Source organism: Streptomyces sp. NPDC016640 (assembly GCF_043076215.1).
Taxonomy (GTDB): Bacteria; Actinomycetota; Actinomycetes; order Streptomycetales; family Streptomycetaceae; genus Streptomyces.
On sequence record NZ_JBIBRG010000001.1, the window covers coordinates 576,170 to 598,309 of the forward strand.

At 75.1% G+C, this 22,140-nt stretch carries 17 protein-coding genes; 6 read left to right on the plus strand and 11 right to left on the minus strand.

Annotated elements, in window-relative coordinates:
* Positions 1-379: 379 nt before the first annotated feature.
* Positions 380-874 carry a DUF3017 domain-containing protein gene (locus ACF07S_RS02690; protein ID WP_391973261.1) on the minus strand — a complete coding sequence of 165 codons (495 nt, stop codon included), beginning with the start codon at positions 872-874 and terminating at the stop codon, positions 380-382.
* A complete protein-coding gene (locus ACF07S_RS02695; RefSeq protein ID WP_391961697.1) occupies positions 864-1,718 on the minus strand; it encodes a bifunctional methylenetetrahydrofolate dehydrogenase/methenyltetrahydrofolate cyclohydrolase in 855 nt (284 codons plus the stop codon). The genes ACF07S_RS02690 and ACF07S_RS02695 overlap by 11 nt, the downstream gene beginning before the upstream one ends.
* Before the next feature lie 294 nt (positions 1,719-2,012).
* Here ACF07S_RS02695 and ACF07S_RS02700 point away from each other — a divergent pair, with 294 nt between their 5' ends.
* A complete protein-coding gene (locus tag ACF07S_RS02700; RefSeq protein WP_391961698.1) occupies positions 2,013-2,603 on the plus strand; it encodes a hypothetical protein in 591 nt (196 codons plus the stop codon).
* A 501-nt stretch (positions 2,604-3,104) separates the two neighbouring features.
* Positions 3,105-4,901: a protein kinase gene (locus ACF07S_RS02705; protein ID WP_391961699.1), complete on the plus strand. Its 1,797-nt coding sequence runs from the start codon at positions 3,105-3,107 to the stop codon at positions 4,899-4,901.
* A 62-nt stretch (positions 4,902-4,963) separates the two neighbouring features.
* Here the strand turns inward: ACF07S_RS02705 and purH are convergent, their stop codons facing one another.
* Entirely contained in the window at positions 4,964-6,526 is a 1,563-nt protein-coding gene (gene purH / locus ACF07S_RS02710; protein WP_391973262.1) for a bifunctional phosphoribosylaminoimidazolecarboxamide formyltransferase/IMP cyclohydrolase, read from the minus strand.
* Entirely contained in the window at positions 6,523-7,161 is a 639-nt protein-coding gene (gene purN / locus ACF07S_RS02715; protein WP_391961701.1) for a phosphoribosylglycinamide formyltransferase, read from the minus strand. Before purN ends, purH begins: the two co-directional genes overlap by 4 nt.
* Positions 7,162-7,548: 387 nt before the next feature.
* On the opposite strand from purN, the gene ACF07S_RS02720 reads away from it, so the two are divergent.
* Positions 7,549-8,331 carry a hypothetical protein gene (locus ACF07S_RS02720; protein WP_391961702.1) on the plus strand — a complete coding sequence of 261 codons (783 nt, stop codon included), beginning with the start codon at positions 7,549-7,551 and terminating at the stop codon, positions 8,329-8,331.
* Positions 8,332-8,356: 25 nt separating this feature from the next.
* Here ACF07S_RS02720 and ACF07S_RS02725 read toward each other — a convergent pair whose 3' ends face one another.
* On the minus strand, positions 8,357-9,952 hold the full coding sequence (locus ACF07S_RS02725; RefSeq protein WP_391973263.1) for a DUF6350 family protein: 1,596 nt from the start codon (positions 9,950-9,952) through the stop codon (positions 8,357-8,359).
* A 96-nt stretch (positions 9,953-10,048) separates the two neighbouring features.
* On the opposite strand from ACF07S_RS02725, the gene ACF07S_RS02730 reads away from it, so the two are divergent.
* Complete coding sequence (locus tag ACF07S_RS02730; protein ID WP_391973264.1) at positions 10,049-11,260, plus strand: helix-turn-helix domain-containing protein; 1,212 nt, start codon at positions 10,049-10,051, stop codon at positions 11,258-11,260.
* Between the two features lie 82 nt (positions 11,261-11,342).
* On the opposite strand, the gene sucD is transcribed toward ACF07S_RS02730, so the two are convergent.
* The 5 genes from sucD to ACF07S_RS02755 form a co-directional block, all read right to left on the minus strand.
* Complete coding sequence (gene sucD, locus ACF07S_RS02735; RefSeq protein WP_391961705.1) at positions 11,343-12,227, minus strand: succinate--CoA ligase subunit alpha; 885 nt, start codon at positions 12,225-12,227, stop codon at positions 11,343-11,345.
* A 21-nt stretch (positions 12,228-12,248) separates the two neighbouring features.
* Complete coding sequence (gene sucC, locus ACF07S_RS02740) at positions 12,249-13,427, minus strand: ADP-forming succinate--CoA ligase subunit beta (RefSeq protein WP_391973265.1); 1,179 nt, start codon at positions 13,425-13,427, stop codon at positions 12,249-12,251.
* Between the two features lie 491 nt (positions 13,428-13,918).
* The gene (locus ACF07S_RS02745; RefSeq protein ID WP_391961707.1) at positions 13,919-15,088 is read right to left on the minus strand and encodes a vWA domain-containing protein; all 1,170 of its coding nucleotides are present in this window, start codon (positions 15,086-15,088) and stop codon (positions 13,919-13,921) included.
* Positions 15,085-17,460 carry a DUF5682 family protein gene (locus ACF07S_RS02750; RefSeq protein ID WP_391973266.1) on the minus strand — a complete coding sequence of 792 codons (2,376 nt, stop codon included), beginning with the start codon at positions 17,458-17,460 and terminating at the stop codon, positions 15,085-15,087. The genes ACF07S_RS02745 and ACF07S_RS02750 overlap by 4 nt, the downstream gene beginning before the upstream one ends.
* On the minus strand, positions 17,457-18,608 hold the full coding sequence (locus ACF07S_RS02755; protein WP_391973267.1) for an AAA family ATPase: 1,152 nt from the start codon (positions 18,606-18,608) through the stop codon (positions 17,457-17,459). The genes ACF07S_RS02750 and ACF07S_RS02755 overlap by 4 nt, the downstream gene beginning before the upstream one ends.
* Before the next feature lie 132 nt (positions 18,609-18,740).
* On the opposite strand from ACF07S_RS02755, the gene ACF07S_RS02760 reads away from it, so the two are divergent.
* Positions 18,741-19,820, plus strand: a complete 1,080-nt coding sequence (locus ACF07S_RS02760; protein WP_391973268.1) for an SWIM zinc finger family protein — start codon at positions 18,741-18,743, stop codon at positions 19,818-19,820.
* Positions 19,821-19,926: 106 nt separating this feature from the next.
* The gene (locus ACF07S_RS02765) at positions 19,927-21,588 is read left to right on the plus strand and encodes a DUF5691 domain-containing protein (protein WP_391973269.1); all 1,662 of its coding nucleotides are present in this window, start codon (positions 19,927-19,929) and stop codon (positions 21,586-21,588) included.
* Positions 21,589-21,722: 134 nt separating this feature from the next.
* Here ACF07S_RS02765 and ACF07S_RS02770 read toward each other — a convergent pair whose 3' ends face one another.
* Complete coding sequence (locus tag ACF07S_RS02770; RefSeq protein WP_391961712.1) at positions 21,723-22,139, minus strand: cobalamin B12-binding domain-containing protein; 417 nt, start codon at positions 22,137-22,139, stop codon at positions 21,723-21,725.
* Position 22,140: the final 1 nt, after the last annotated feature.

The window sequence follows — 22,140 nt, forward strand, 5'->3', positions numbered from 1 at the left end:
TGGACACACATCCGCGAATTTGTCAATACACGGACACAAACCGACCGCATGGGGACGCACACCCGTCCCGGACGGCCCGCCCGTCCCGGCCCGTCCCGCCGCGGGCACCTCGCGCGGGCCGGGCGGGGTGCCGGCCCGCGGACACATCGCAAACGTGTACGGGGATTCCGGAGGACGTACCGGAACGGTCACTTCCGTGCCACAGCGGCCGGACAGCCGTTGAACAGCCGCTTCTTCGTGCAGGAGTGTTGATCCCGACGGCGGCCCGTCCTCTCACGGGGGTGAGGACGGGCCGGCGTATCCCGCGGGGATGCGACGGGCCGGCGTCTGTCACAGGGGTGTGACGGACCGCCGCCGCGGGCCCCGGCGTTCCGTGCCCCTAGCCGCTCACGGTGAAGTGCAGCGTGTCCTTCAGGAACGGGATCTCCAGCAGCGGATCGGGTTGCACCATCAGCGCCAGCAGCGCGATCGCCAGGCCCATCCCGCCGTAGGTGACGATGTCGGTGAACCGGGAGCGCACCGCGAGCATGCCGACGTCCGGCACCAGCCAGCGCAGCGCGGAGCCGGTCAGCAGGGCCAGGCCGATCAGCAGCGTGCCGAGCCGGAACTGGTCCGTCGCGGTCAGCAGCAGCCCCAGTCCGACCACGAGCAGCACGGCGAGAATCGGCCACTGCCGGGCGGGCGCCGGGGCGTCGCCGGGAGCCGCCCTGCCGCCGCCCTCGGGGCGCGCGGTGTCCCGGGTGAACAGCGGGAACCGGCGGGTGGTGCGGCGCGGCCGGCCCTCGGCGTCGGGCGCGCTGACGGGATCGGTGACCGTGACCTCCTCGGCCCCGGCCGCTTCCCGCGCCTTGGGTGCGCTGCGCTCAGCCGACACTGCGCTCCGCCGCCTCGACCACGTTGACCAGCAGCTGGGCCCGCGTCATCGGGCCGACACCGCCGGGGTTCGGGGCGACCCAGCCGGCCACCTCGGCCACGCCCGGGTGGACGTCGCCCACGATCTTGCCCTCGGCGCTGCGGGAGACCCCGACGTCGAGGACGGCCGCGCCCGGCTTGACGTCCTCGGGGCGGATCAGATGGGCCGAGCCCGCGGCGGCGACGATGATGTCCGCGCGCCTGAGGTGGGCCGCCAGGTCGCGGGTGCCGGTGTGGCACTGGGTCACGGTGGCGTTCTCGCTGCGCCGGGTCAGCAGCAGCGGCATCGGGCGGCCGATGGTGACACCGCGGCCGACGACCACGACCTCGGCGCCCTTGATCTCCACGCCGTGGCGGCGCAGCAGGGTGATGATGCCGTTGGGGGTGCAGGGCAGCGGGGCCGGCTCGTTGAGGACGAGACGGCCGAGGTTCATCGGGTGCAGGCCGTCGGCGTCCTTGTCCGGGTCCATCAGCTCGAGGATGCGGTTCTCGTCGATGCCCTTGGGCAGGGGCAGCTGCACGATGTAGCCGGTGCAGGCGGGGTCCTCGTTCAGCTCGCGGACGACGGCCTCGATCTCCGCCTGCGTGGCGGTGTCCGGCAGCTCGCGCTGGATGGAGGCGATGCCGACCTGGGCGCAGTCGCGGTGCTTCCCGGCGACGTACTTCTGGCTGCCGGGGTCCTCCCCGACGAGGATCGTGCCGAGGCCGGGCGTGACGCCCTTCTCCTTCAGCGCCGCCACGCGGGCGGTCAGATCGGACTTGATCTCTGCTGCGGTGGCCTTGCCATCGAGAATCTGGGCGGTCATGACCCCATCCTCGCGGATGACCGGGCCCCGGTTCCAATCCGCCCGCATTCCGGGCGGCCGCGGGGTCCGCACCACGCGACCGGTCTTCTCCGGTTCGAATCCGGTCAAGATCAGTGATGTTGCACTTGCACAACGCCTACGGTGTACGCCTGGACAGCAACGGAACGGTCAAGAACGATGAGTGGCACAGTGCCGCGGGCAGAACCGGGGGGACGGACCGCATCTGTAGGACTTCCTCCGCGCCGTGCCTCGCACCGTCCCCGCACCCGATGCACAGACGGAGGAAGAACCGCCATGAGTTTCGGCGACCCGAACAACCCCTACGGGCAGCCGCCCCAGCAGCCCCCCGCCGGACCCGGCTACGGCTACCCCCAGCAGCCCGGCGCCCCGCAGCAGGGCTACGGCTATCCGGCGGCCCCTCCGGTGTCCCAGCCGTACGGCGGCGGTTACGCTCCCGCCCGGATGCCCGGCATCACGCGCGCCGCGCAGGTCCTGCTCGCGGTGATCGCCGCGGCCCACGCCGTCATCGCGGCCGTCTACGGCAAGGCGCTGGCCGACTGGGACACGACGATGCTCGAGGCCGGCATCACCGGTGACGCCGAGGCCGAGCGGTACGCCGACCTGGGCAAGGGCGTCGTCGTCTTCTTCCTGGGCCTGGCCGCCGTCTTCGCGATCCTCGGTCTGGTGCTGCTGCTGCAGTACGCCAACGGCGGCAACGGCGTCCGTGTCTGTTCGATCGTGTACGCCTCGTTCGCGATCGTCAGCGGCATCTTCTCGATCCCCCTCTACCTCCTCGGCCTGCTCATCATCGTCGTCGCGATCCTGACGATCGTCTTCGCCTCGAAGCGGGCCAGCGCCGAGTGGTTCAGGCGACCTCGCTACTGAGCCGCTGACCGCCTTCGGCGACTCGCCGTGTCACAGGGAGGCTCCGGCGCTCCGCCGGGGTTCCCGCACCCCCTCCCCCGCCGGACCGGGGAACGTCGGACCCGAGCGACCGGGGGGGGAGGGGCGGTCCCGAGCTCCCCGGCGGTCCGGGGCACCCCCCGATGGTGAGGGCGAGACCCGCGTCCGTCCTCGCCGCCCGGCCGAACGCGGGGCCCGGAGGATGCGGGGCCCGGAGAACGCGGGGCCTGAAGGATGTCGTGGAACGTCTTCGCCCCACCAGGCCCGGCGCCGTCCGCTCCACCGTCCAGGTGCGGCGGAACCGTCACATCCGCGCGGCGGCCCCGGGCAGAGCCGTCACATCCGCGCGGCGGCCCCGGGCAGAGCCGCGCACACTCGTCCGTGACTCCGGGCCACTCCCCCCGCCCCGAGACGGTAACCTCCCGTCAGCTGGCATGACACACCAGCATTTTACGGACGTGAGGACAGTCGGGGGACTCATTCATGACAGACCAGCGGCCCGGGCCGCCGTACACATCGGCGTCCGGTGGGGCCGCCGTGCGGCGGACCGGTGCGGCACCGCTGCAGCCCGGGGATCCCGCGAGGATCGGGCCGTACGTGCCGCTCGGGCGGCTCGGCAGCGGCGGGATGGGCCGGGTCTATCTGGCCCGGCCCACCGGCGACCGCCGCCCGGGTCTCGCCGCGGTGAAGGTGATCCGGCCCGAGTACGCGGAGGACCCCGAGTTCCGGCGGCGATTCGAGCGGGAGGCCGCCGTGCACGCCCGGATCGGGGCGCCGTACGCGCCGCGCCTGCTCGGCACCGGGTTCGCGGACTCGCTGCTGTGGATGGCCACGCAGTACCTCCCCGGCCTCAACCTCACCGACGCCGTGCGCGGATGCGGCAGGCTGGACCCCGCCGGGGTGTGGCGGCTGGTGGGCGAGCTGGGGCGGGCGCTGTCCGCGCTGTCCGCCGCCGGGATCGTCCACCGGGACCTCAAGCCGTCCAATGTGATCCTCTCCCTGGACGGCGTCCGGGTCATCGACTTCGGCATCTCGCGTGCCATGGACAGCAGCGCGATCACCGTCACCGGTTCCCGGGTCGGCACACCCGCCTACATGTCCCCCGAGTATCTGCGCGAGAGCCGCTGCGACACCGCCTCCGACGTGTTCTCGCTCGCCGGCACCCTCGTCTACGCCGCCACCGGCAACGCGCCGTTCGGCGACGGGACCGGCGTGGACGTGCTGCACCGCATCGCCTTCGAGGAGCCGAACCCCGAGGTCATGGCGGAACTCGCGGCGGCCGACCCGCGGTTGGCCACCCTGCTGTCCGCCTGCCTCGCCAAGGATCCCGCCGTGCGGCCCGCCGCACGGCAGCTGATCGACGCGGCCGCGGAGGCGGCGGAGGGCCCCGGCCCCTCCTGGCCGGAACCGCTGAGCGCCCGGCTGCTCGCCCGGCAGCAGGCGTACGAGGAGCTGGCACAGGCCCCCGCCGGACCGGCCGGACCCCCGCGGACGCCGACCGAGCGGGTGGCCGCGCCCGTTCCCGGCCCCGCGTTCGGGCCCGCGACGCCCCCGGGCGCGTACCGGGCGCCCACCGTGGAGAGCCGTGAGCGACGCCGGCGGCACGGGCCGTACTTCGCCGTCGCCGCGTGCCTCGCCGTGTGCGCCGTGGCGGTCGGCGCCTATCTGCTCACCCGCCCACCGCTCGACGGAGCGGCCTCCCCGGGCCCCACGGCGGCCACCGGCGGGAGCACCGCCGACGACGCCCTGGCCCCGCTCCTGCCGCTCCCCTCCGCCTCACCGTCCGGCGGCGGCGCGGAGCAGGGGAGGGGGAAGGGCGCGGGAAAGAGTGCGGGGAAGGGCACGGCGGAGGAGAGGAGCGACGCCGGGGCGAAGGGCGAGGAGGCAGGGGGCACCCGCACGGAGCCGACGGAAGGAGCCGGTGGTTCCGGCGCGGCGGACGCCGGTCCGGGCGGCGCCGGCGCGCAGGGCGGCGGAGGCGGCACCGCGGCGCCTTCCCCCACCGGGCCGGCGACCGGTCCCGCCACCGCGCCGTGGCTCTCCCAGTGCACGTACTACTCCGGCACCGAGCTCACCGTCTACGGCGACAGCGGCCGGCGCGTGGTCCAGGTGCAGTGCATGCTCACCGAGCGGGGCTACGGCGTCGGCCGCTCGGGCGTCGACGGCCAGTTCGGCAAGGACACCATGTCGGCGGTCAGGCGGTTCCAGAGCGACCGGGGACTGGACGTCGACGGCGACGTGGGCGCCAAGACCTGGGCGGCGCTGCGCGCTTCCACGTGACCCCGAGCAGCCGGGGCCGGTGTGTCCGGCCGCCCGCGCGGGCGGCCGGACGCACGGGGACGTCAGTGGAAGAAGTGCCGCGTCCCGGTGAAGTACATCGTCACGCCCGCCTTCTCCGCGGCCTCGACGACCTGCTCGTCGCGGACCGAACCACCGGGCTGGACCACGGCCTTCACTCCGGCCCCGGTGAGGATCTCCAGGCCGTCGGGGAAGGGGAAGAAGGCGTCGGAGGCGGCGTAGGAACCGGCCGCGCGCTCGGCGCCCGCCCGCTCCACCGCCAGCTTCGCGGAGTCGACGCGGTTGACCTGGCCCATGCCGACGCCGACGGAGGCGCCGTCCTTGGCGAGCAGGATCGCGTTGGACTTCACCGCGCGGCAGGCCCGCCAGGCGAAGGCGAGATCGGCCAGTTCGGCCTCGGAGAGGGCCTCGCCGGTGGCCAGGGTCCAGGTGGCCGGGTCGTCGCCCTCGGCCTGGAGGCGGTCGGTGACCTGGAGGAGGGCGCCGCCGTCGATCGGCTTCACCTCGACGGGCGCGGCCGGGGCCTCGGGGGCGCGCAGCACGCGGATGTTCTTCTTCTTGGTGAGGGCTTCGAGGGCGCCGTCCTCGTAGTCCGGCGCGACGATGACCTCGGTGAAGATCTCCGCGACCTGCTCGGCCATCTCCTTGCTCACCGGCCGGTTCACGGCGATCACACCGCCGAACGCGGACAGCGGGTCGCAGGCGTGCGCCTTGCGGTGCGCCTCGGCGACGTCCGCGCCGACCGCGATGCCGCACGGGTTGGCGTGCTTGATGATCGCGACGGCGGGCGCGTCGTGGTCGTAGGCGGCGCGCAGGGCGGCGTCGGTGTCCGTGTAGTTGTTGTAGGACATCTCCTTGCCGTGCAGCTGCTCGGCCTCGGCGAGGCCGCCCGTGCCCGAGACGTAGAGCGCGGCGGGCTGGTGCGGGTTCTCGCCGTAGCGCAGGGTGTTCTTGCGCTCCCAGGTGGCGCCGAGGAAGTCGGGGAACCGCGAGTCGTCGACGGGGGCGTACTCGGAGGCGAACCAGGAGGCGACGGCGACGTCGTAGGCGGCCGTGTGCCGGAAGGCCTCGGCGGCCAGCCGCTTGCGGGTGGTCAGGTCGAAGCCGCCGTCCCCGACCGCGGCGAGGACGTCGCCGTAGCGGGCGGAGCTGGTGACGACCGCGACCGAGGGGTGGTTCTTGGCGGCGGCGCGCACCATGGAGGGGCCGCCGATGTCGATCTGCTCCACGCACTCGTCGGGCGTGGCACCGGAGGCGACGGTCTCGCGGAACGGGTAGAGGTTGACGACGACGAGGTCGAACGGCTCCACGCCCAGCTCTCCGAGCTGCCGCCGGTGGTCCTCCAGGCGCAGGTCGGCGAGGATGCCGGCGTGGACCTTCGGGTGCAGGGTCTTGACGCGGCCGTCCAGGCACTCGGGGAAGCCGGTGAGCTCCTCGACCTTGGTGACGGGGACGTCCGCGGCGGCGATCCTCGCGGCGGTGGACCCGGTGGAGACGAGCTCCACGCCGGCCTCGTGCAGGCCGCGCGCGAGGTCCTCGAGGCCGGTCTTGTCGTAGACGCTGACGAGCGCCCGTCGGATGGCCCGCTTGTTGCTCTCGGCGGTCACTGGATAACTACCTTTCGTCCCTCGATGCGATAGCCGTTGCGGGCGAGCCGCCCCACGACCTCGACGAGCAGCCTTCGCTCGACTTCCTTGATGCGCTCGTGCAGAGCGCTCTCGTCGTCCTCGTCCCGGACCTCCACCACGCCCTGCGCGATGATCGGCCCGGTGTCGACGCCGTCGTCGACGAAGTGGACGGTGCAGCCGGTGACCTTGGCGCCGTACGCGAGCGCGTCCCGTACGCCGTGGGCTCCCGGGAAACTGGGCAGCAGCGCGGGGTGGGTGTTGACGAACCGCCCGCCGAAGCGCGCGAGGAACTCCTTCCCCACGATCTTCATGAACCCGGCGGACACCACGAGGTCCGGTTCGTGGGCGGCGACGGCCGCGGCGAGCGCCGCGTCCCACTCCTCACGGGTCGCGTGGTCCCTGACCCGGCACACGAAGGTCGCCAGCCCGGCGCGCTCGGCGCGGGCCAGTCCCTCGATGCCGTCGCGGTCCGCGCCGACGGCCACGATCTCGGCCCCGTACGCCTCGGTGCCGGTGGCGGCGATCTCGTCGAGGAGTGCCTGCAGATTGGTGCCGGATCCGGAGACCAGCACGACGAGACGCCTGGCGCGCTCGGCCACGGGCTTGGCGGCCACGGTGGGGCCCTTTCTCGGGGAGCGTCTGTACGGTCGGCGGCACAGCGCTTTGTACATTCATACGAATGCTTCGTGCCCCCGGATACGGGGAAGCCTACGAAGCGGCCGACCGCCAGCAACGATACCGGCACATCGGGCGGCCCCCACGGGACGGGGGCGTGGCCGGAAGGTAGCGTCTGGGACGAGCCGGTCCGGGAGAGCCGGGTCCGGGAACGCCGGGGGCGCGCGGGAACGCGAACTGCGCCCCGAGCGTTCACGGAGTGGCGGACCCGGGCCGGAGAGCCGGCGGGAACGCGTCGGCTCAGCAGCCCAGCCGTAGTCGATACGTCGTGCGAGGCGGCCGCGCCGCACCACGCCGTGCTTCATTAAGGGGAAGACGCTCACTTGATGCCGGACCGCAGCCTGCGACTCCTCACGTTCCCCCAGCAGTCGGCCCAGGGAGGGGAGCGTGGCGCCGTGCTGCTGCGGGAGCGCCCCGCCTCGCCGCCCGACGCGCCCCAGGGCGAGGGCAGCGGCGACGGCCGGCGCCACGACTCCCAGGGCTCCCAGGATGACAATCCGTTCGCGCCGCCGCCGGAGGGGAGCCCCGACCGGCCCTGGCAGCCGAGGCACCCGTCCGGCGGGGACGGCGGCGGCCGCTCCCCCTGGGGCCGGAACTGGAGCGACCGGCAGCCCGGCCGCTCATCCGGCGACTTCGGCGAGCGCCCGCGCGGCCCGGAGGGGCAGGGAGGCGGCGCCCAGGGCCCCGGTCCGCGCTGGGATCCCACCGACCCGACCCAGCGCCGGGCGCGCTATGCCCTGCTGACCGGCATGTGGGCCTTCTTCTTCGCCCTCTTCGGCTGGCCCTCCGTGGCGCTGCTGCTGGGCGCGCTGGCCCTGTACTGGGGTGTCGGCGCCCTGCGCGCCAAGCCCCGCACACCGGACCCGGACTCCCCCGCACAGGGACGGACCGACCGACCGGGCACCGGCCGCCCGGGGACCACCGCCGCGGTGAGCGGCCTGGTCACGGCGTCCCTGGCACTCGCCCTGGTCGCCGCGTCCTTCACGGCCCAGCTGGTCTACAGCGACTACTACACCTGTACCGACGACGCCCTCACCCAGCAGGCCCGCCAGTCCTGCGGCGACCTCCTGCCGGAGGAGCTGCGCGACCTCCTCGGCACCACCGACTGACGGCGCCGGCCTCGGGACGCCGGCCTCACCCCCCGGAGTCGCCGGACGGCGCCTCCTCGGGCCGGAGTGCGGCCGCCGTGGGCCCGGGGTCCGGCGGCAGGTCGCGGGGAAGGCCGTCGGGTGTCTTCCGCCCGTCGCCCCCGGGCTGCCGGCTTCGGGGGAACCAGCGGTGGGGCCCGGGGACGAGGGCCCGGGACCGCCGGGCGAGGGGACGGTCGCGAGGTGCGCGGGGTCCCGGAAGCCGCTCGGTCGGCGGGTCGGCGGGGGCGCGGCCGCGCCAGGCCCGTACCGCCAGTGACGTGGCGATCGCCGTCGGCCCGAGCCAGGCCAGTGTCGCGGCGCCCACCTGCCACCACACCGGACCGAACCGGGAGAGCGCGGCCACGCCCAGCGGACCGCCCGCGAGCGCGGCCAGCAGGGCCAGCAGGGCCGCGCACAGCACGCCCGCCAGCGCCGCCGCCCCGGCGGTCCGGCCACGCGTCCACACCTCGGCGGACGTACGTCCACGCGGCCGGGCCCCGGCGGGCGCTCGGCCGTCCGTCCGGGCGGCGGGCGCGCGGCCGTGCGTCGTGGTGCCCCGGCCCACGAAGTAGCCCACCACCAGCCCGGCCGTCAGCGGCACCGCCCCGGCCGCCCAGTTCACCGCCGTCCCCGCCCCCGTGTCCGGTACCGCCGCGAGCAGCGGGAACGGCGGCAGCGGCGGGGCCGGCGCGGAGCCGAGCGGGGTCACCGGGGCGTCCGTGCCGAGGAAGAAGCCGGGGCCCACGGCGTACGCCGCCGCCCACACCGCGGCGTTCGGCACCAGCGTGACGCAGAGCAGCAGCACGGCCAGCCAGCCCGACCAGCCCTCCGTCAGGCGCAGGAAGGCCCCTCGGGTCTCCCCGCCGTGCCCGCCCAGCGACACCGCCAGCAGCAGCGTCCCGCCCCCGGTCAGCACCACCGCCCCGGCCGCCGCGGCCCGCGCCGCCGCGCCCGGGCGGCCGTCCGGTCCGAGGACCAGATGGCGCACCCCCCTCGGCAGCACCGCGCCGAGCACCCGTTCCAGCGGGCCGCTCGGACGGCCGTACGCCGTCCACACCCCTGCGCCCGCGGCCGCCACCGCGACCAGCGTCACGCACACCCCGGTCCACACCCACGCCGGCCGCAGCCCGCCGCCGGCGGCGTGGAGCGCGGCGGGCGCGCCGACGGCGAGGTAGCCGAGGACGACGCCCGTCCACGCGGTGCGGCCGGGGACCAGCGGGGCCTCGTCGCCCGCGCCCCCGTCCGCGGCGTCGCAGGCCGCCCGGCGCAGCAGCCACACCGGCAGCACGAGCAGCAGCAGCGGCGACACGCCCATGGGGGCGGGGACGCCGGAGAGGGTGTCGGTGCGGACCAGTTCGGCGCCGTGCGCCAGCAGCCACAGCGCCGCCGCGACGTGCAGCGCGCCGCCGGGTCCGCTGTCGGGGTAGGGCGAGCTGATCCACAGCAGCATCACCAGCGCGGTGAACGCCGCGAGGCCCAGCACGGCCGCGAGGGCGCCGCCGAGGAGGGCGGAGGGCAGCCCGGGCGAGCGGTCGCGCACCCGGGCGAGCAGGGCGGCCGGTGTCGAACGGCGAGCGGTCATCGGGGTCACGTCCGCCATGCTCCCAACGACACGCGCTTTACCGGCGTAACAGGCGAAGCGCCGCTGTGTCGCTCAATATACGTTTATGTACTTTTCCGTACGGAGGGGCGCCCGGTGACGCGGCACCCTGCCACCTCCCTCCCTCCGCCCAAGGACCGCCGACGCCTGCGTGAGGAGGCGTCGCTGACACGGGTTCAGCTCGCCGAGCGTGTCGGGGTCCGGCCCGAGACGGTGCGGGCGTGGGAGTCCGGCCGCAGCACACCGCGCGGCCGGAAGCGGGAGGCGTACGCGAGACTGCTGGCCGATCTGACCGGGCCGGCGGACCGGACCACCGGGGTCGCCGCACCGGGGTCCGCGCCGGACCGTCGGCGAGGGGCCCGCACGGCGGTGGTGACGGTGTGTCCGGACGAGCCGGGTGGCGGACGCCGGGGCCGGGGCACGGCAGCCCCCGGCGCCGTGCCGGAGCCTGCCGCGTCCACCCAGGCGCCCCCGCCGCCGTCGCGGCCCTCCGCCGGCCCGCGAGCCCCGGCCCTGACACCCGCTCAGGCCTTCGACGCCCTGTACGCCGTGGGCGCCCCCGCGCTCGTCCGGCAGACGTACCTGCTCACCGGCCGCCGCGGCCTCGCCCGTGAATCCGTGGAGCGGGCCTTCCAACTGGCCTGGGACCGCTGGCCGGAGGTGGCCCGCGACCCGGACCCGGCCGGCTGGGTGCGCGCGGCGGCCCACGAGTGGGCGCTGTCCCCGTGGCACCGCTACCGCCGCCACCACCGGCGGCCCGAGCCTCCGCCGCCCGAGGCGGCCGACCGCGCGCTCCTCGAGGTGCTGCTGCGCCTGCCGCCGCCGTACCGCCGCACGCTCCTGCTGCACGACGGTGTCGGCCTCGGACTGCCCGAGACGGCGGCGGAGACGGAGGCCACCACCCGGGCGGCGGCCGGCCGGCTGCTGCACGCCCGCGAGACCGTCGCCGCCCGGCTGCCGGACCTGTCGGATCCGCGGGAGCTGCACCGGCGGCTGGCCGAACTGGCCGCCACCGGTCGGCTGCGCACCGCCGACCCCCCGGCGGTGCGCGGCGGCAGCGAGCGCCGGGCCCGGTTCTGGACCCGGGCCGCCATCGCCTTCACGGTCGTCCTCGTCGGCACCACGGCGCTCACCCTGCGCACCGCCCCCACCCGCTACGAGCCGCCCGTGCCGGCGGGCGAGACGGTCCGCGGCGTTCCGCCCCACGTGGCGCCCGGGCCCCTGTCGGAGGAGCAGCGGGAGCTGCGCGCCCGGCTGCGCGAGGAGCTGCCGCGCGGACCCGGGCGGCTGACGCCGCAAGCGCGCTGACCCACGGGTGAGGACGACGGTGGGCCCGTTCTCCCTCGCGGGGAACGGGCCCACCCGTGCCGTACTGCTGTGCGCCGGTGACTCAGCCGGCGAGGACCGCGCGCGCCAGCTTCGCCGTCTCGGTCGGCGTCTTGCCGACCTTGACGCCGGCGGCCTCGAGGGCCTCCTTCTTGGCGGCGGCCGTGCCGGAGGAACCGGAGACGATGGCGCCGGCGTGGCCCATGGTCTTGCCCTCGGGCGCGGTGAAGCCCGCGACGTAGCCGACGACCGGCTTCTTCACGTTCTCCTTGATGTAGGCCGCGGCCCGCTCCTCGGCGTCGCCGCCGATCTCACCGATCATCACGATCAGGTCGGTGTCGGGGTCGGCCTCGAACGCGGCGAGCGCGTCGATGTGCGTGGTGCCGATGACCGGGTCGCCACCGATGCCCACCGCCGAGGAGAAGCCGATGTCACGCAGCTCGTACATCATCTGGTACGTCAGCGTGCCGGACTTCGAGACCAGGCCGATACGGCCCGGCTTGGTGATGTCGCCCGGGATGATGCCGGCGTTCGACTGACCGGGGCTGATCAGGCCCGGGCAGTTCGGGCCGATGATCCGGGTCTTGTTGCCCTTCTCCACGGCGTAGGCGTAGAACGCGGCGGAGTCGTGCACCGCGATGCCCTCGGTGATGACGACGGCGAGCGGGATCCGGGCGTCGATCGCCTCGACGACGGCGGCCTTGGCGAAGGCCGGCGGGACGAAGAGGACGGACACGTTGGCGCCGGTCTTCTCCATCGCCTCGGCGACCGTGCCGAAGACGGGGATCTCGTTGCCGTCGATGTCGACGGAGGTGCCCGCCTTGCGCGGGTTCACGCCACCGACGATGTTCGTGCCGTCGGCCAGCATGAGCTTGGTGTGCTTCATGCCCGTGGCACCGGTCATGCCCTGGACGATGACCTTGCTGTCCTTGTTGAGGAAGATAGCCATGGCTGTTTAGTCCCTCGTCCCTTACTTCGCAGCCGCGAGCTCGGCGGCCTTGTCGGCCGCGCCGTCCATGGTGTCCACGCGCTGGACCAGCGGGTGGTTGGCGTCGGAGAGGATCTTGCGACCCAGCTCGGCGTTGTTGCCGTCCAGCCGGACGACCAGCGGCTTGGTGACGTCCTCACCCTTGTCCGCGAGCAGCTGCAGCGCCTGCACGATGCCGTTGGCGACCTCGTCGCAGGCGGTGATGCCGCCGAAGACGTTGACGAAGACGGACTTGACGTCCGGGTCGCCGAGGATGATCTCCAGGCCGTTCGCCATGACGGCGGCGGAGGCGCCGCCGCCGATGTCGAGGAAGTTGGCGGGCTTGACGCCGCCGTGCGCCTCACCGGCGTAGGCGACGACGTCCAGGGTGCTCATCACGAGACCCGCGCCGTTGCCGATGATGCCGACCTCGCCGTCGAGCTTGACGTAGTTGAGGTTCTTCTCCTTGGCGGCGGCCTCGAGCGGGTTGGCCGCGGCCTTGTCCTGGAGGGCCTCGTGGTCGGGGTGACGGAACTCGGCGTTGTCGTCCAGGGTCACCTTGCCGTCGAGGGCGATGACGTCACCGGAGGCGACCTTGGCCAGCGGGTTGACCTCGACGAGGAGCGCGTCCTCGGCGACGAAGGTCTCCCACAGCGTGACGAGGATGTCGGCGACCTTGTCGGCGACCTCGGCCGGGAAGTTCGCGGCCTCCACGATCTCGCGGGCCTTGGCGGGGGTCACACCCTCGTTGGCGTCGATCGGGGTCTTGGCGACGGCCTCGGGGCGGGTGGCCGCCACCTCCTCGATGTCCATGCCGCCCTCGACCGAGGCGATGGAGAGGAAGGTGCGGTTGGCCCGGTCGAGGAGGAAGGAGACGTAGTACTCCTCGACGATCTCCGGAGCGGTCTCGGCGATCATCACCTTGTGGACCGTGTGGCCCTTGATGTCCATGCCGAGGATGTCCGTCGCACGGGCGACGGCCTCGTCCGGGGTGGCGGCGAGCTTCACGCCACCGGCCTTGCCGCGGCCGCCGACCTTCACCTGGGCCTTGACGACGGACTTGCCACCGAGACGCTCGGTGGCTGCGCGGGCCGCCTCAGGCGTGTCGATGACTTCACCGGCCAGCACCGGTACATCGTGCTTGGCGAAGAGGTCCCTCGCCTGGTACTCGAACAGGTCCACGCGCTTCCGTCCCTATCAGTGATCTCGCGGTTCGTTGGATGCGTGGGCGTGCCGCGAAGGGCAACGTGACGTCCGCTGTGTCACAAGGGAGGCGCACACGGTGTCCGAGCGCGCGGCATGTCCGTCTCGCAGGTTATCTCCGCCGGGGGGACCTCTCTAAATCGCGAGTCACACATGAGCGGTGATACCTGTCACATGATGCCGCCTTCTCTGGCACCGCGTGCCGGATGTGAAGGGCCTCACCGGGCCGGGGCCGACCCGGTGAGGTCCCGCGAAAAAATCCGGAGGGGGCGAACGCGGACGAACGCCCTGTTTCTCCGGGGTGCGGGGCGGACGGCCCTCACCCCCATGGGGGCCGAGCGCCCCTTCACGGGGTTCCGGCCGGACGAGCCGACGGCTTCCGGCCGTCCGGGAGGTGATGCCCCGTGGAGCCGTTCGTCACCCGCGAGTCAGGTGCGGGTCGGCGCCGGCCCACCGGGTCCGCCGCCCGCTCACCCCCCATCGGGTACCGGCAACGGCCGCTTCTCGATCGCCGCCGCCATCACCTCCGGGAACAGATCGGGTGTGCAGGCGAACGCCGGCGATCCCAGCGCGGCGAGCGCCGCGGCGTGCTCCCTGTCGTAGGCGGGCGCGCCCTCGTCGGACAGCGCGAGCAGTGTCACGAACTGCACTCCCGACGCCTTCATCGCCGCCACCCGCTTGAGCATCCCGTCGCGTATGCCGCCTTCGTAGAGGTCGCTGATCAGTACGACCACCGTCTCCGCCGGCCGGGTGATCCGCGACTGGCAGTACGCGAGCGCCCGGTTGATGTCCGTACCGCCGCCGAGCCGGGTGCCGAAGAGGACGTCGACGGGGTCGTCGAGCCGGTCGGTGAGGTCGACGACCGCCGTGTCGAAGACGACGAGCCGTGTGCTGATCGACCGCATGGACGCCAGCACCGCCCCGAACACGGAGGCGTGGACCACGGACGCCGCCATCGACCCGGACTGGTCGACGCAGAGCACGACCTCCTTGCGCACCGACCGCGCGGCCCGCCCGTAGCCGATGAGCCGCTCGGGCACGACCGTCCGGTGCTCCGGGAGGTAGTGCTTGAGGTTGGCCGCGATCGTGCGGTTCCAGTCGATGTCGTGGTGGCGTGGCCGGCTGGTGCGGGCGCCGCGGTCGAGGGCGCCGGTGAGGGTGGCCCGGGTGCGCGTGGCGAGCCGCTCCTCCAGGTCCTCGACGACCTTGCGCACGACCGCCCGTGCCGTCTCCCTGGTCGTCTCCGGCATCGCCTCGTTCAGCGACAGCAGCGTGCCGACGAGGTGGACGTCGGCCTCGACCGCCTCCAGCATCTCCGGTTCCAGCAGGAGCGTGGCGAGCCCGAGCCGGTCGATGGCGTCGCGCTGCATGACCTGGACCACGGAGGAGGGGAAGTAGGTCCGGATGTCGCCGAGCCAGCGCGCCACCGAGGGCGCCGACGTCCCGAGCCCCGCCGAACGGTCCCGGCCCGCCCGCGGCTTGTCCCCCTTGCCGTAGAGCGCGGTGAGCGCCCCGTCCATCGCGGCGTCCTGTCCGGACAGCGCGCATCCGGTCCCGTCGGCCGCGTCCCCGCCGAGCACCAGCCGCCATCTGCGCAGCCGCTCCCGCGCCGGGTCCGTCGTCGCCTCCGCCTCCGTCATGCGCGCCTCTCCCTGGTGCCGCGTGTCCGTCGTCCCGCCGCTCCCGCGCAGGCGTCGCGTGCTCCCTCGTCGTCCCCGTCCGTCCCGAGCAGCAGCCGCAGGACCGGCAGCACGGCGTCCGCGCGCGCGGTGTCGGGGCCGGGCGCGAAACCGGGGGTGCCGGCGGCCGTCGTGCCCCCGCCGGTCCCGGGCCCGCGCCGGACCAGTTCGCCCAGGGTGCGCCGCACCCCTGGCTCGTACGCCGAGAACGTCCGCCGCAGCAGCGGCAGCACGTCCGTGAACGCCTCCGCCGGTACGCCCGTCAGCCACGCGTCGACCAGCCCGAGCAGCCGCTCGTCGTGGACCAGGAGCAGCCCGTCGCCGGCCCCTCCGCCGGCGAAGCCCCCGATCCACGCGGCCGCGTCCGCCGGCGGTGTGCCCGGCGACAGCACGAGCCCCATGAGCCGCGACGCCTCGTCCTGTGCCAGTTCCCCGCCGTCCAGCAGCAGCCGCACGGCCCGCCCGCGCAGGACGCCGGGCACGGTGTCCCGCGCGGACAGCGTCCGCAGCACCGACTGCCAGCGGGCGCGCAGCTCCCCGTGGCCCGGTGTGGGGGTGTCGCCGAGGAGACCCACCGCGCCGTGCACGGCGTCGACATGGCGCCGCATCTCCTCGGCGGCGTCCGCGTCCAGCGCGGCGCAGGCCGGGGGCAGTCCGACGAAGACCCGCTCGGCGAGGCCGGCGGCGACCTCGGCCAGTGCCGCGGTGCCGGTGCCGCGTACGTCGCCGTAGCGCAGCGCGCGGGCCAGGGCGGGCAGCGCCCGGGCGAGATGGCCGACGTCCGTGTCGAGGGCCGCGCGGTCGGCGAGGACCCGCATCACCGTGGGCAGCGCCTCCGGCAGACCGGCCGGCAGGCAGCGTTCGGCGAGCCCGGTGACCTCGGCGAGGTGCCGCGCGGCGACGGCGTCCGCCTCGGCCCTGGCGGTCGCCGCGGCGCGTACGGTCGTCCCCCACACGCCGGCCTCGGCGACCCGCAGGGACAGCTCCGGTTCCCAGCGCAGCCGCCAGGTCTCCCGGAAGGTCCCCGTGCTGCCGCGCGAGGCGGCCGGCTCTCCCCAGCCGATGCCGAGCAGCCGCAGCCGGTGCAGCAGCCGGCTGCGTGCCGCGTCGGTCTCCTTGCGCAGGTCGAGCTCCAGCTCCCGCTCCGGGGCCTCCGGTCTCAGCCGCAGCCGGCGCTGGATCCGCGCGAGGTCCCGCTGCAGCGGCACGGCGGGCGCCGTGGCGGGCACCTCCCCCAGCACGTCGCCGACGACCAGCCGGTCGTGCACCAGGGTCAGCGGCACGTCGGAGCCCTCGCACAGCACCGCCCGGACCGCGTCGGTCGTCTCGCTCAGTCCGGGCAGCGGACGCCCGCGCAGCGCCGCGAGCGTCTCCGCCAGCCGTACGGCCTCGATGACATGGGCGGACGAGACGATCCGGTCCTCGTCCCTCAGCAGCCCCGCCACCTTGGTCAGCCACCGCTCGACCGGCCGGTCCGGGGCGCCGAACAGGTGCGCGTACCAGCCGGGCGAGTCGACGCCCGCGCCGTACCCGCTCGCCCGGGAGAGCCTCCGGTTGGTCCAGGGCACCCAGGTCATGTCCGTCTTCACCTTGGGCAGCCCTTTCAGCAGGGCCCGGTCGGCGGCGACGGCCGCCTTCCGCCGCAACGCCGGCACGTGCCAGGCCCCGCACACCACGGCCACGCCGCTCTCGGACTCCCGCCGCGCCTCCCGGATCCGCAGCCGCATGTGCGCCTCGCGCACGAGGTCCCGCCGGTGTCCCCCGCTGCCGTACTCCTCGCGCAGCACGGTCATGGCCTCCTCGAGCGCGGTGAACGGCGCGACCGCGTCGCCCCTTCCCACGCCCCGGTGCTCGACGACGTCCTCCCACCAGCGCTCGGCGTCGTCGTACCCGGCGGCTTCGGCCAGCGCCCCCAGCGGATCGACCCGCACCCCGGCATCCGGCGGGGGTTCGCGGCCGCCGGTCTCCCCGTCGCCGTCGTCGTCCCCCGTCCGGGCCAGCGTGTGTGCGGCCGGCAGGTCGATGAAGCGGGCCGGGACGCCGTGGCGCAGCGCCCAGCGGATCGCGACCCACTCCGGGGAGAACTCGGCCAGCGGCCAGAAGGCCGAGCGGCCGGGCTCGTCCACGGCGTGGGCGAGCAGCGCGACCGGCGGGCGCATGTCCTCCCCGGCGGCCAGCGGGATCAGCGCGTCCGCCTCCGGCGGTCCCTCGATCAGCACCACGCCGGGCCGGGCCTCCTCCAGTGCCGCCCGCACGGCCCGCGCCGACCCGGGCCCGTGATGCCGTATGCCGAGCAGCAGCGGGCCGGCGGCGTCCCTCCCCCCGTCGCTCATGGGGTGACCTCCCGGCAGGCGCGGTAGAGGTCCTTCCAGCCGTCGCGCTCGCGGACGACGGTCTCCAGGTACTCCTGCCAGACGACCCGGTCGGCCGCCGGGTCGCGGACGACGGCGCCGAGGAGGCCCGCGGCGACGTCCCCGGCCCGCAGCACGCCGTCGCCGAAGTGGGCGGCCAGCGCCAGCCCGCCCGTGACGACGGAGATCGCCTCCGCGGTCGACAGCGTGCCGCTGGGCGACTTGAGCTTCGTACGGCCGTCGGCCGTGACCCCGTCGCGCAGTTCGCGGAAGACGGTGACGACGCGGCGGATCTCGTCGATGCCGGCCGGCACGGCCGGCAGGTCGAGGGAGCGCCCGATCTGGCCGACCCGGCGCGTGACGATGTCCACCTCCGCCTCCGGCGTCTCCGGCAGGGGCAGCACCACGGTGTTGAAGCGGCGGCGCAGCGCGCTGGACAGCTCGTTGACCCCCCGGTCGCGGTCGTTGGCCGTGGCGATCAGGTTGAAGCCGCGGACCGCCTGCACCTCCTGGCCCAGTTCCGGTATGGGCAGCGTCTTCTCCGACAGGATCGTGATGAGCGTGTCCTGCACGTCGGCCGGGATGCGGGTCAGCTCCTCGACGCGGGCCGTCCTGCCCTCCGCCATGGCCCGCATCACCGGACTGGGCACGAGGGCGTCGCGGCTGGGGCCGTGGGCGAGCAGCCGGGCGTAGTTCCAGCCGTAGCGGATGGCCTCCTCCGGGGTGCCGGCCGTGCCCTGCACCAGCAGGGTCGAATCGCCGCTGACCGCCGCGGCCAGGTGCTCGGAGACCCAGGTCTTCGCGGTGCCGGGCACACCGAGGAGGAGCAGGGCGCGGTCGGTGGCGAGGGTGGTCACCGCGACCTCGACGATGCGGCGGGGGCCGACGTACTTCGGTGTGATCACGGTGCCGTCCGGCAGTGTGCCGCCGAGCAGGTAGGTGACGACGGCCCACGGCGACAGCCGCCAGCGGGCCGGGCGCGGACGGTCGTCCCGCGCCGCCAGCGCGGCGAGTTCGGCGGCGAAGGTCACCTCCGCGTGCGGGCGCAGGGCCTCGGCCGCCGGCGGCTTCGCGGGCGCGGAGCCGCTCCGGCTCGGGTCGACGGACGTCGGTTCAACGGACACGGGCATGGCTGAGTCCCCCTCCAGCTCGGCCGGTTCGGATCTGTCACCAACCGTGCACCACGCCACTGACAATCGCTCCGACCTGCGCGGACGTGCCCGTCGGGGCGATTGTCAGTGCCGGGACCTAGTTTCGGTGGCATGACTGAGCAGGGGGTGCGCCGGGGCGCGGACCGGGCGCCGGAGCGGGCCGAGGAGTGGATCGCCGGCCGGCGCACGCGCACGGGACGGCGCGGGGACGCGGACGCCCCGGACGCGCCGCCGGGGTCCGCCGGTCCGGAGGCGGCACGGCGCAGGGCGGAACGGCGGGCCGAGCGGATCGACGCGGGCGCGACCGAACTGGAGCAGCGCCTGACGGATCTGCTGCGCGGCGGCCTGGCGTCGGCCGAGCAGTCCGGCTACGGCCTGTGGGAGGAGACCGCCGCCCGCATGGTCGACGCGCAGGCGCCGGGACTGGCCGCCCGGGTGCGGGAGCTGGGCGCGCTCCCGGGCACCGGTCCGGGCTGGCCGGTGCGGCTGCTGGAGGAGTGCGCGCTGCTCCACCTCCTCGGCCGGGGCTGGCTGCGCCGGGAGCGGCTGCCGCAGGGCCTGGCCGCGACGGTCCGCTCCCGTGTCGGCCTGCCCGCGACGGCGGACGGCCCGCCGGTGCGGGACCGCTGGCTGGTCCTCGCCCAGTACGACACGGCGGACGGCCGGCTGACCACCCGGCGCATCTGGCTGTACGGCACGGAGTCGGGCCGCACGGCGCTGCTCCTGTCCTACGGTGCGGCGGGCCGCGCCCCGGAGCTCGCGCTGCCGGTCGGGCTGGCCCTGGACGCGGAGCTGTCCGCGTACCCGGGCGCGGGCGGGCCGCGCGCGGCCCTGGGGGAGCGGTTCGCGCCGGCCGCGCCGACGGCGGCGCGGCCGGCGGGGACGACGACGGCCCGGGCGCTCGCCCGTTACGGCGAGGCGTTGCGCGACGACCCCTGGCTGGACTCGGTCCCGGTGACACTGGAGCGGGTGATACCCGCCCCGGACGGTGAGGGCTGGCAGCTGGCCGACGCCGACGGGGACACGGCCCTGCCGCTCACCCCGGCCGCGCGGTCCCGCCCCGGGCTGTGGCGCCTGGTCGCCGTGTCGGGCGGCGCCCCGCTCAGCGTCTTCGGCGAGTGCGGCCACCAGGGGTTCACCCCATTGGCGGCATGGCCCGAGGGGGCCGGTGAGGTGGTGCCGCTGTGCTGAGCGGCACGCCCGCTCCCGCTCCCCGCAGGAATCTTTCGGGCATCACTGGACACTCGGCGCAGGTGAGTCTTCGACCGCTCCGGGCCACCCGTCGGAAGGGAAGCTCATGAGCAGGACCACCCCCGCCGCGGAGGCGTCCCTCCCGGCCGCCTGGGAGGAGCTGGTGACCTCGGCCCTGCTGGGCACGGACCGGCGCACCCCCGCGGGCACCGCGCCCGGGCCCCGCGCCCCGCTGGCCCTGCTGGACGCGGCGGCCGTGGCGACCGTACGGCGACGGGCCGGTCTGCGGCCCGCGCGCGCCGCCGGGCGTCCGGAGCCCGCGCCCGAGGACCGGCGTCCCGGGCTGCCGCCCGCCGCAGCGCGCCGGCTCACGACGCTGCTCGCCGACCGCCCCGGCGCCTCGGCCGGTGGCCGCCGGGGCGCGGCGCCGGATCTCATGGAGCTGCTGCCCCAGTGGCTCGCGGCCGCGAACGCCCGCGGTTTCGCGGCGCCCCCGGCGGCGCTGCCCGCCCTGCTCGACGCCGCGCGGGGGCGTACGGACCTGCGTCCGGCGGCGCTGCGGTTCGCGGGACCGCGCGCCCTGTGGCTGGCCCGGTTCAACCCGGACTGGCGGTTCGCCCTGCGTTCCCTGCCCGGCGGGCCGGCGGCGGGGCCCGGCCCGCGGGACCCGGACGGGGTGCGGCGGCTCTGGCAGGAGGGCCTCTTCGCCGAGCGGGTCGCCCTTCTCGGCGCCCTGCGCTCGCGTGAGCCGGCCGCCGCGCGCGAACTCCTCGCGGCGACCTGGGAGACGGAGCGGGCGGAGGACCGGCTGATGTTCCTGGACTCGCTGCGCGCCGGGCTCGGTCCGGACGACGAGCCCTTCCTGGAGCAGGCCCTGGCCGACCGCAGCCGCAACGTGCGGGCGACGGCGGCGGAGCTGCTGTCGGCGCTGCCCGGCTCGGCGCTGGCGGAGCGGATGGCGGTCCGAGCCGGGGCGTGTGTGGCCGTGGACCACACGCGGGACGTACCGACGATCACCGTCGAGGCGCCGCACGAGTGCGACGCGGGCATGGAGCGTGACGGTGTGGTCGCCAAGGCCCCCGCGGGCCGGGGCGAACGGTCTTGGTGGCTGGGCCAGTTGGTGGAGGCGGCGCCGCTCGGCAGCTGGTCGCGGCGGCTCGGCGGGCGTACGCCGCGGGAGATCGTGGCCCTGCCGGTGGCGGACGACTGGCAGGGCGAACTGCACGCGGCCTGGTGCCGGGCGGCGGTACGGCAGCACGACGCGGCGTGGTCCCGGGCGCTGCTCGCCGAACCCTGCGCGCCGGAGGCGGGCGGGCCGGGGGCGGTGTCGCTGGCCGAGCGCGCCCAGCTGCTCGGCACCCTGGCGCCCGCCGAACGGGCGGAGTGGGTGGCCGGGTTCATCGGGACGCACGGCCTGTCCGAGGCGTTCCAGCTGCTCGGCGTGTGTGCCGTGCCGTGGGCCGAACCGGTCGGGCGGGCGGTGGTCGACGCGCTCGACATCGCGCGGGACGCAGGGAGTTATCCATGGAGTTTCAGCGGAGTCATGGGCTTGGCCGAACGCTGTCTCGACCCGTCCGAGGCCGGCCGTCTCGACGCGCTGCTGGCGGTACCGGACGAGCCGGAGGACGCCTCGCCCGGAGCCGGTGGCTACTGGTCGGAAGCCTTCCAGCGCCTGGTCACCACGCTGCGCCTGCGCGCGGCCATGCTCTCGGAACTGACCCCGTCCGAGGCCTCGGCGGGTCCGGCCGCGGTGTCCGCGACGGGATGACCCCTGCCCGGCGGGCGGGGTACGGCGGGGGCACGCGTGCGGGGCGGACGGCGGCCCGGGACGGCCGCTTCCGTCACGTCCCCGGCCCGCCCCCGCCCGGGGACGCGGACGTCCGTGCCGCCTGCGACGGCAGGCTACGCCTGCGCGGGCTGGCGTACGTTCGAGCGGACCCAGTCGACGATCGACGCCGTGGTGGCACCCGGCGTGAAGATCTCCGCGACGCCCTTCTCCTTCAGCGGGGCGATGTCCGCCTCGGGGATGATCCCGCCGCCGAAGACCAGGATGTCCGCCGCGTCCCGCTGTCCGAGCAGCTCGATCACCGCCGCGAACAGCGTGTTGTGCGCGCCGGAGAGGATGGAGAGACCGATCGCGTCGGCGTCCTCCTGGATCGCGGTGTCGACGATCTGCTCGGGGGTCTGGTGGAGCCCGGTGTAGATCACCTCCATACCGGCGTCGCGCAGCGCCCGCGCGATCACCTTGGCCCCGCGATCGTGGCCGTCGAGCCCCGGCTTGGCCACCACCACGCGGATCGGACCGGCTGCCACACCCATC

Coding starts and splice junctions, on each gene's coding strand:
- ACF07S_RS02695 (WP_391961697.1), bottom strand. CDS start 1,718: ATGACCGCCCAGATTCTCGATGGCAAGGCCACCGCAGCAGAGATCAAG.
- ACF07S_RS02700 (WP_391961698.1), top strand. CDS start 2,013: ATGAGTTTCGGCGACCCGAACAACCCCTACGGGCAGCCGCCCCAGCAG.
- ACF07S_RS02705 (WP_391961699.1), top strand. CDS start 3,105: ATGACAGACCAGCGGCCCGGGCCGCCGTACACATCGGCGTCCGGTGGG.
- ACF07S_RS02720 (WP_391961702.1), top strand. CDS start 7,549: ATGCCGGACCGCAGCCTGCGACTCCTCACGTTCCCCCAGCAGTCGGCC.
- ACF07S_RS02725 (WP_391973263.1), bottom strand. CDS start 9,952: ATGGCGGACGTGACCCCGATGACCGCTCGCCGTTCGACACCGGCCGCC.
- sucD (WP_391961705.1), bottom strand. CDS start 12,227: ATGGCTATCTTCCTCAACAAGGACAGCAAGGTCATCGTCCAGGGCATG.
- ACF07S_RS02745 (WP_391961707.1), bottom strand. CDS start 15,088: ATGACGGAGGCGGAGGCGACGACGGACCCGGCGCGGGAGCGGCTGCGC.
- ACF07S_RS02750 (WP_391973266.1), bottom strand. CDS start 17,460: ATGAGCGACGGGGGGAGGGACGCCGCCGGCCCGCTGCTGCTCGGCATA.
- ACF07S_RS02755 (WP_391973267.1), bottom strand. CDS start 18,608: ATGCCCGTGTCCGTTGAACCGACGTCCGTCGACCCGAGCCGGAGCGGC.
- ACF07S_RS02760 (WP_391973268.1), top strand. CDS start 18,741: ATGACTGAGCAGGGGGTGCGCCGGGGCGCGGACCGGGCGCCGGAGCGG.
- ACF07S_RS02765 (WP_391973269.1), top strand. CDS start 19,927: ATGAGCAGGACCACCCCCGCCGCGGAGGCGTCCCTCCCGGCCGCCTGG.
- ACF07S_RS02770 (WP_391961712.1), bottom strand. CDS start 22,139: ATGGGTGTGGCAGCCGGTCCGATCCGCGTGGTGGTGGCCAAGCCGGGG.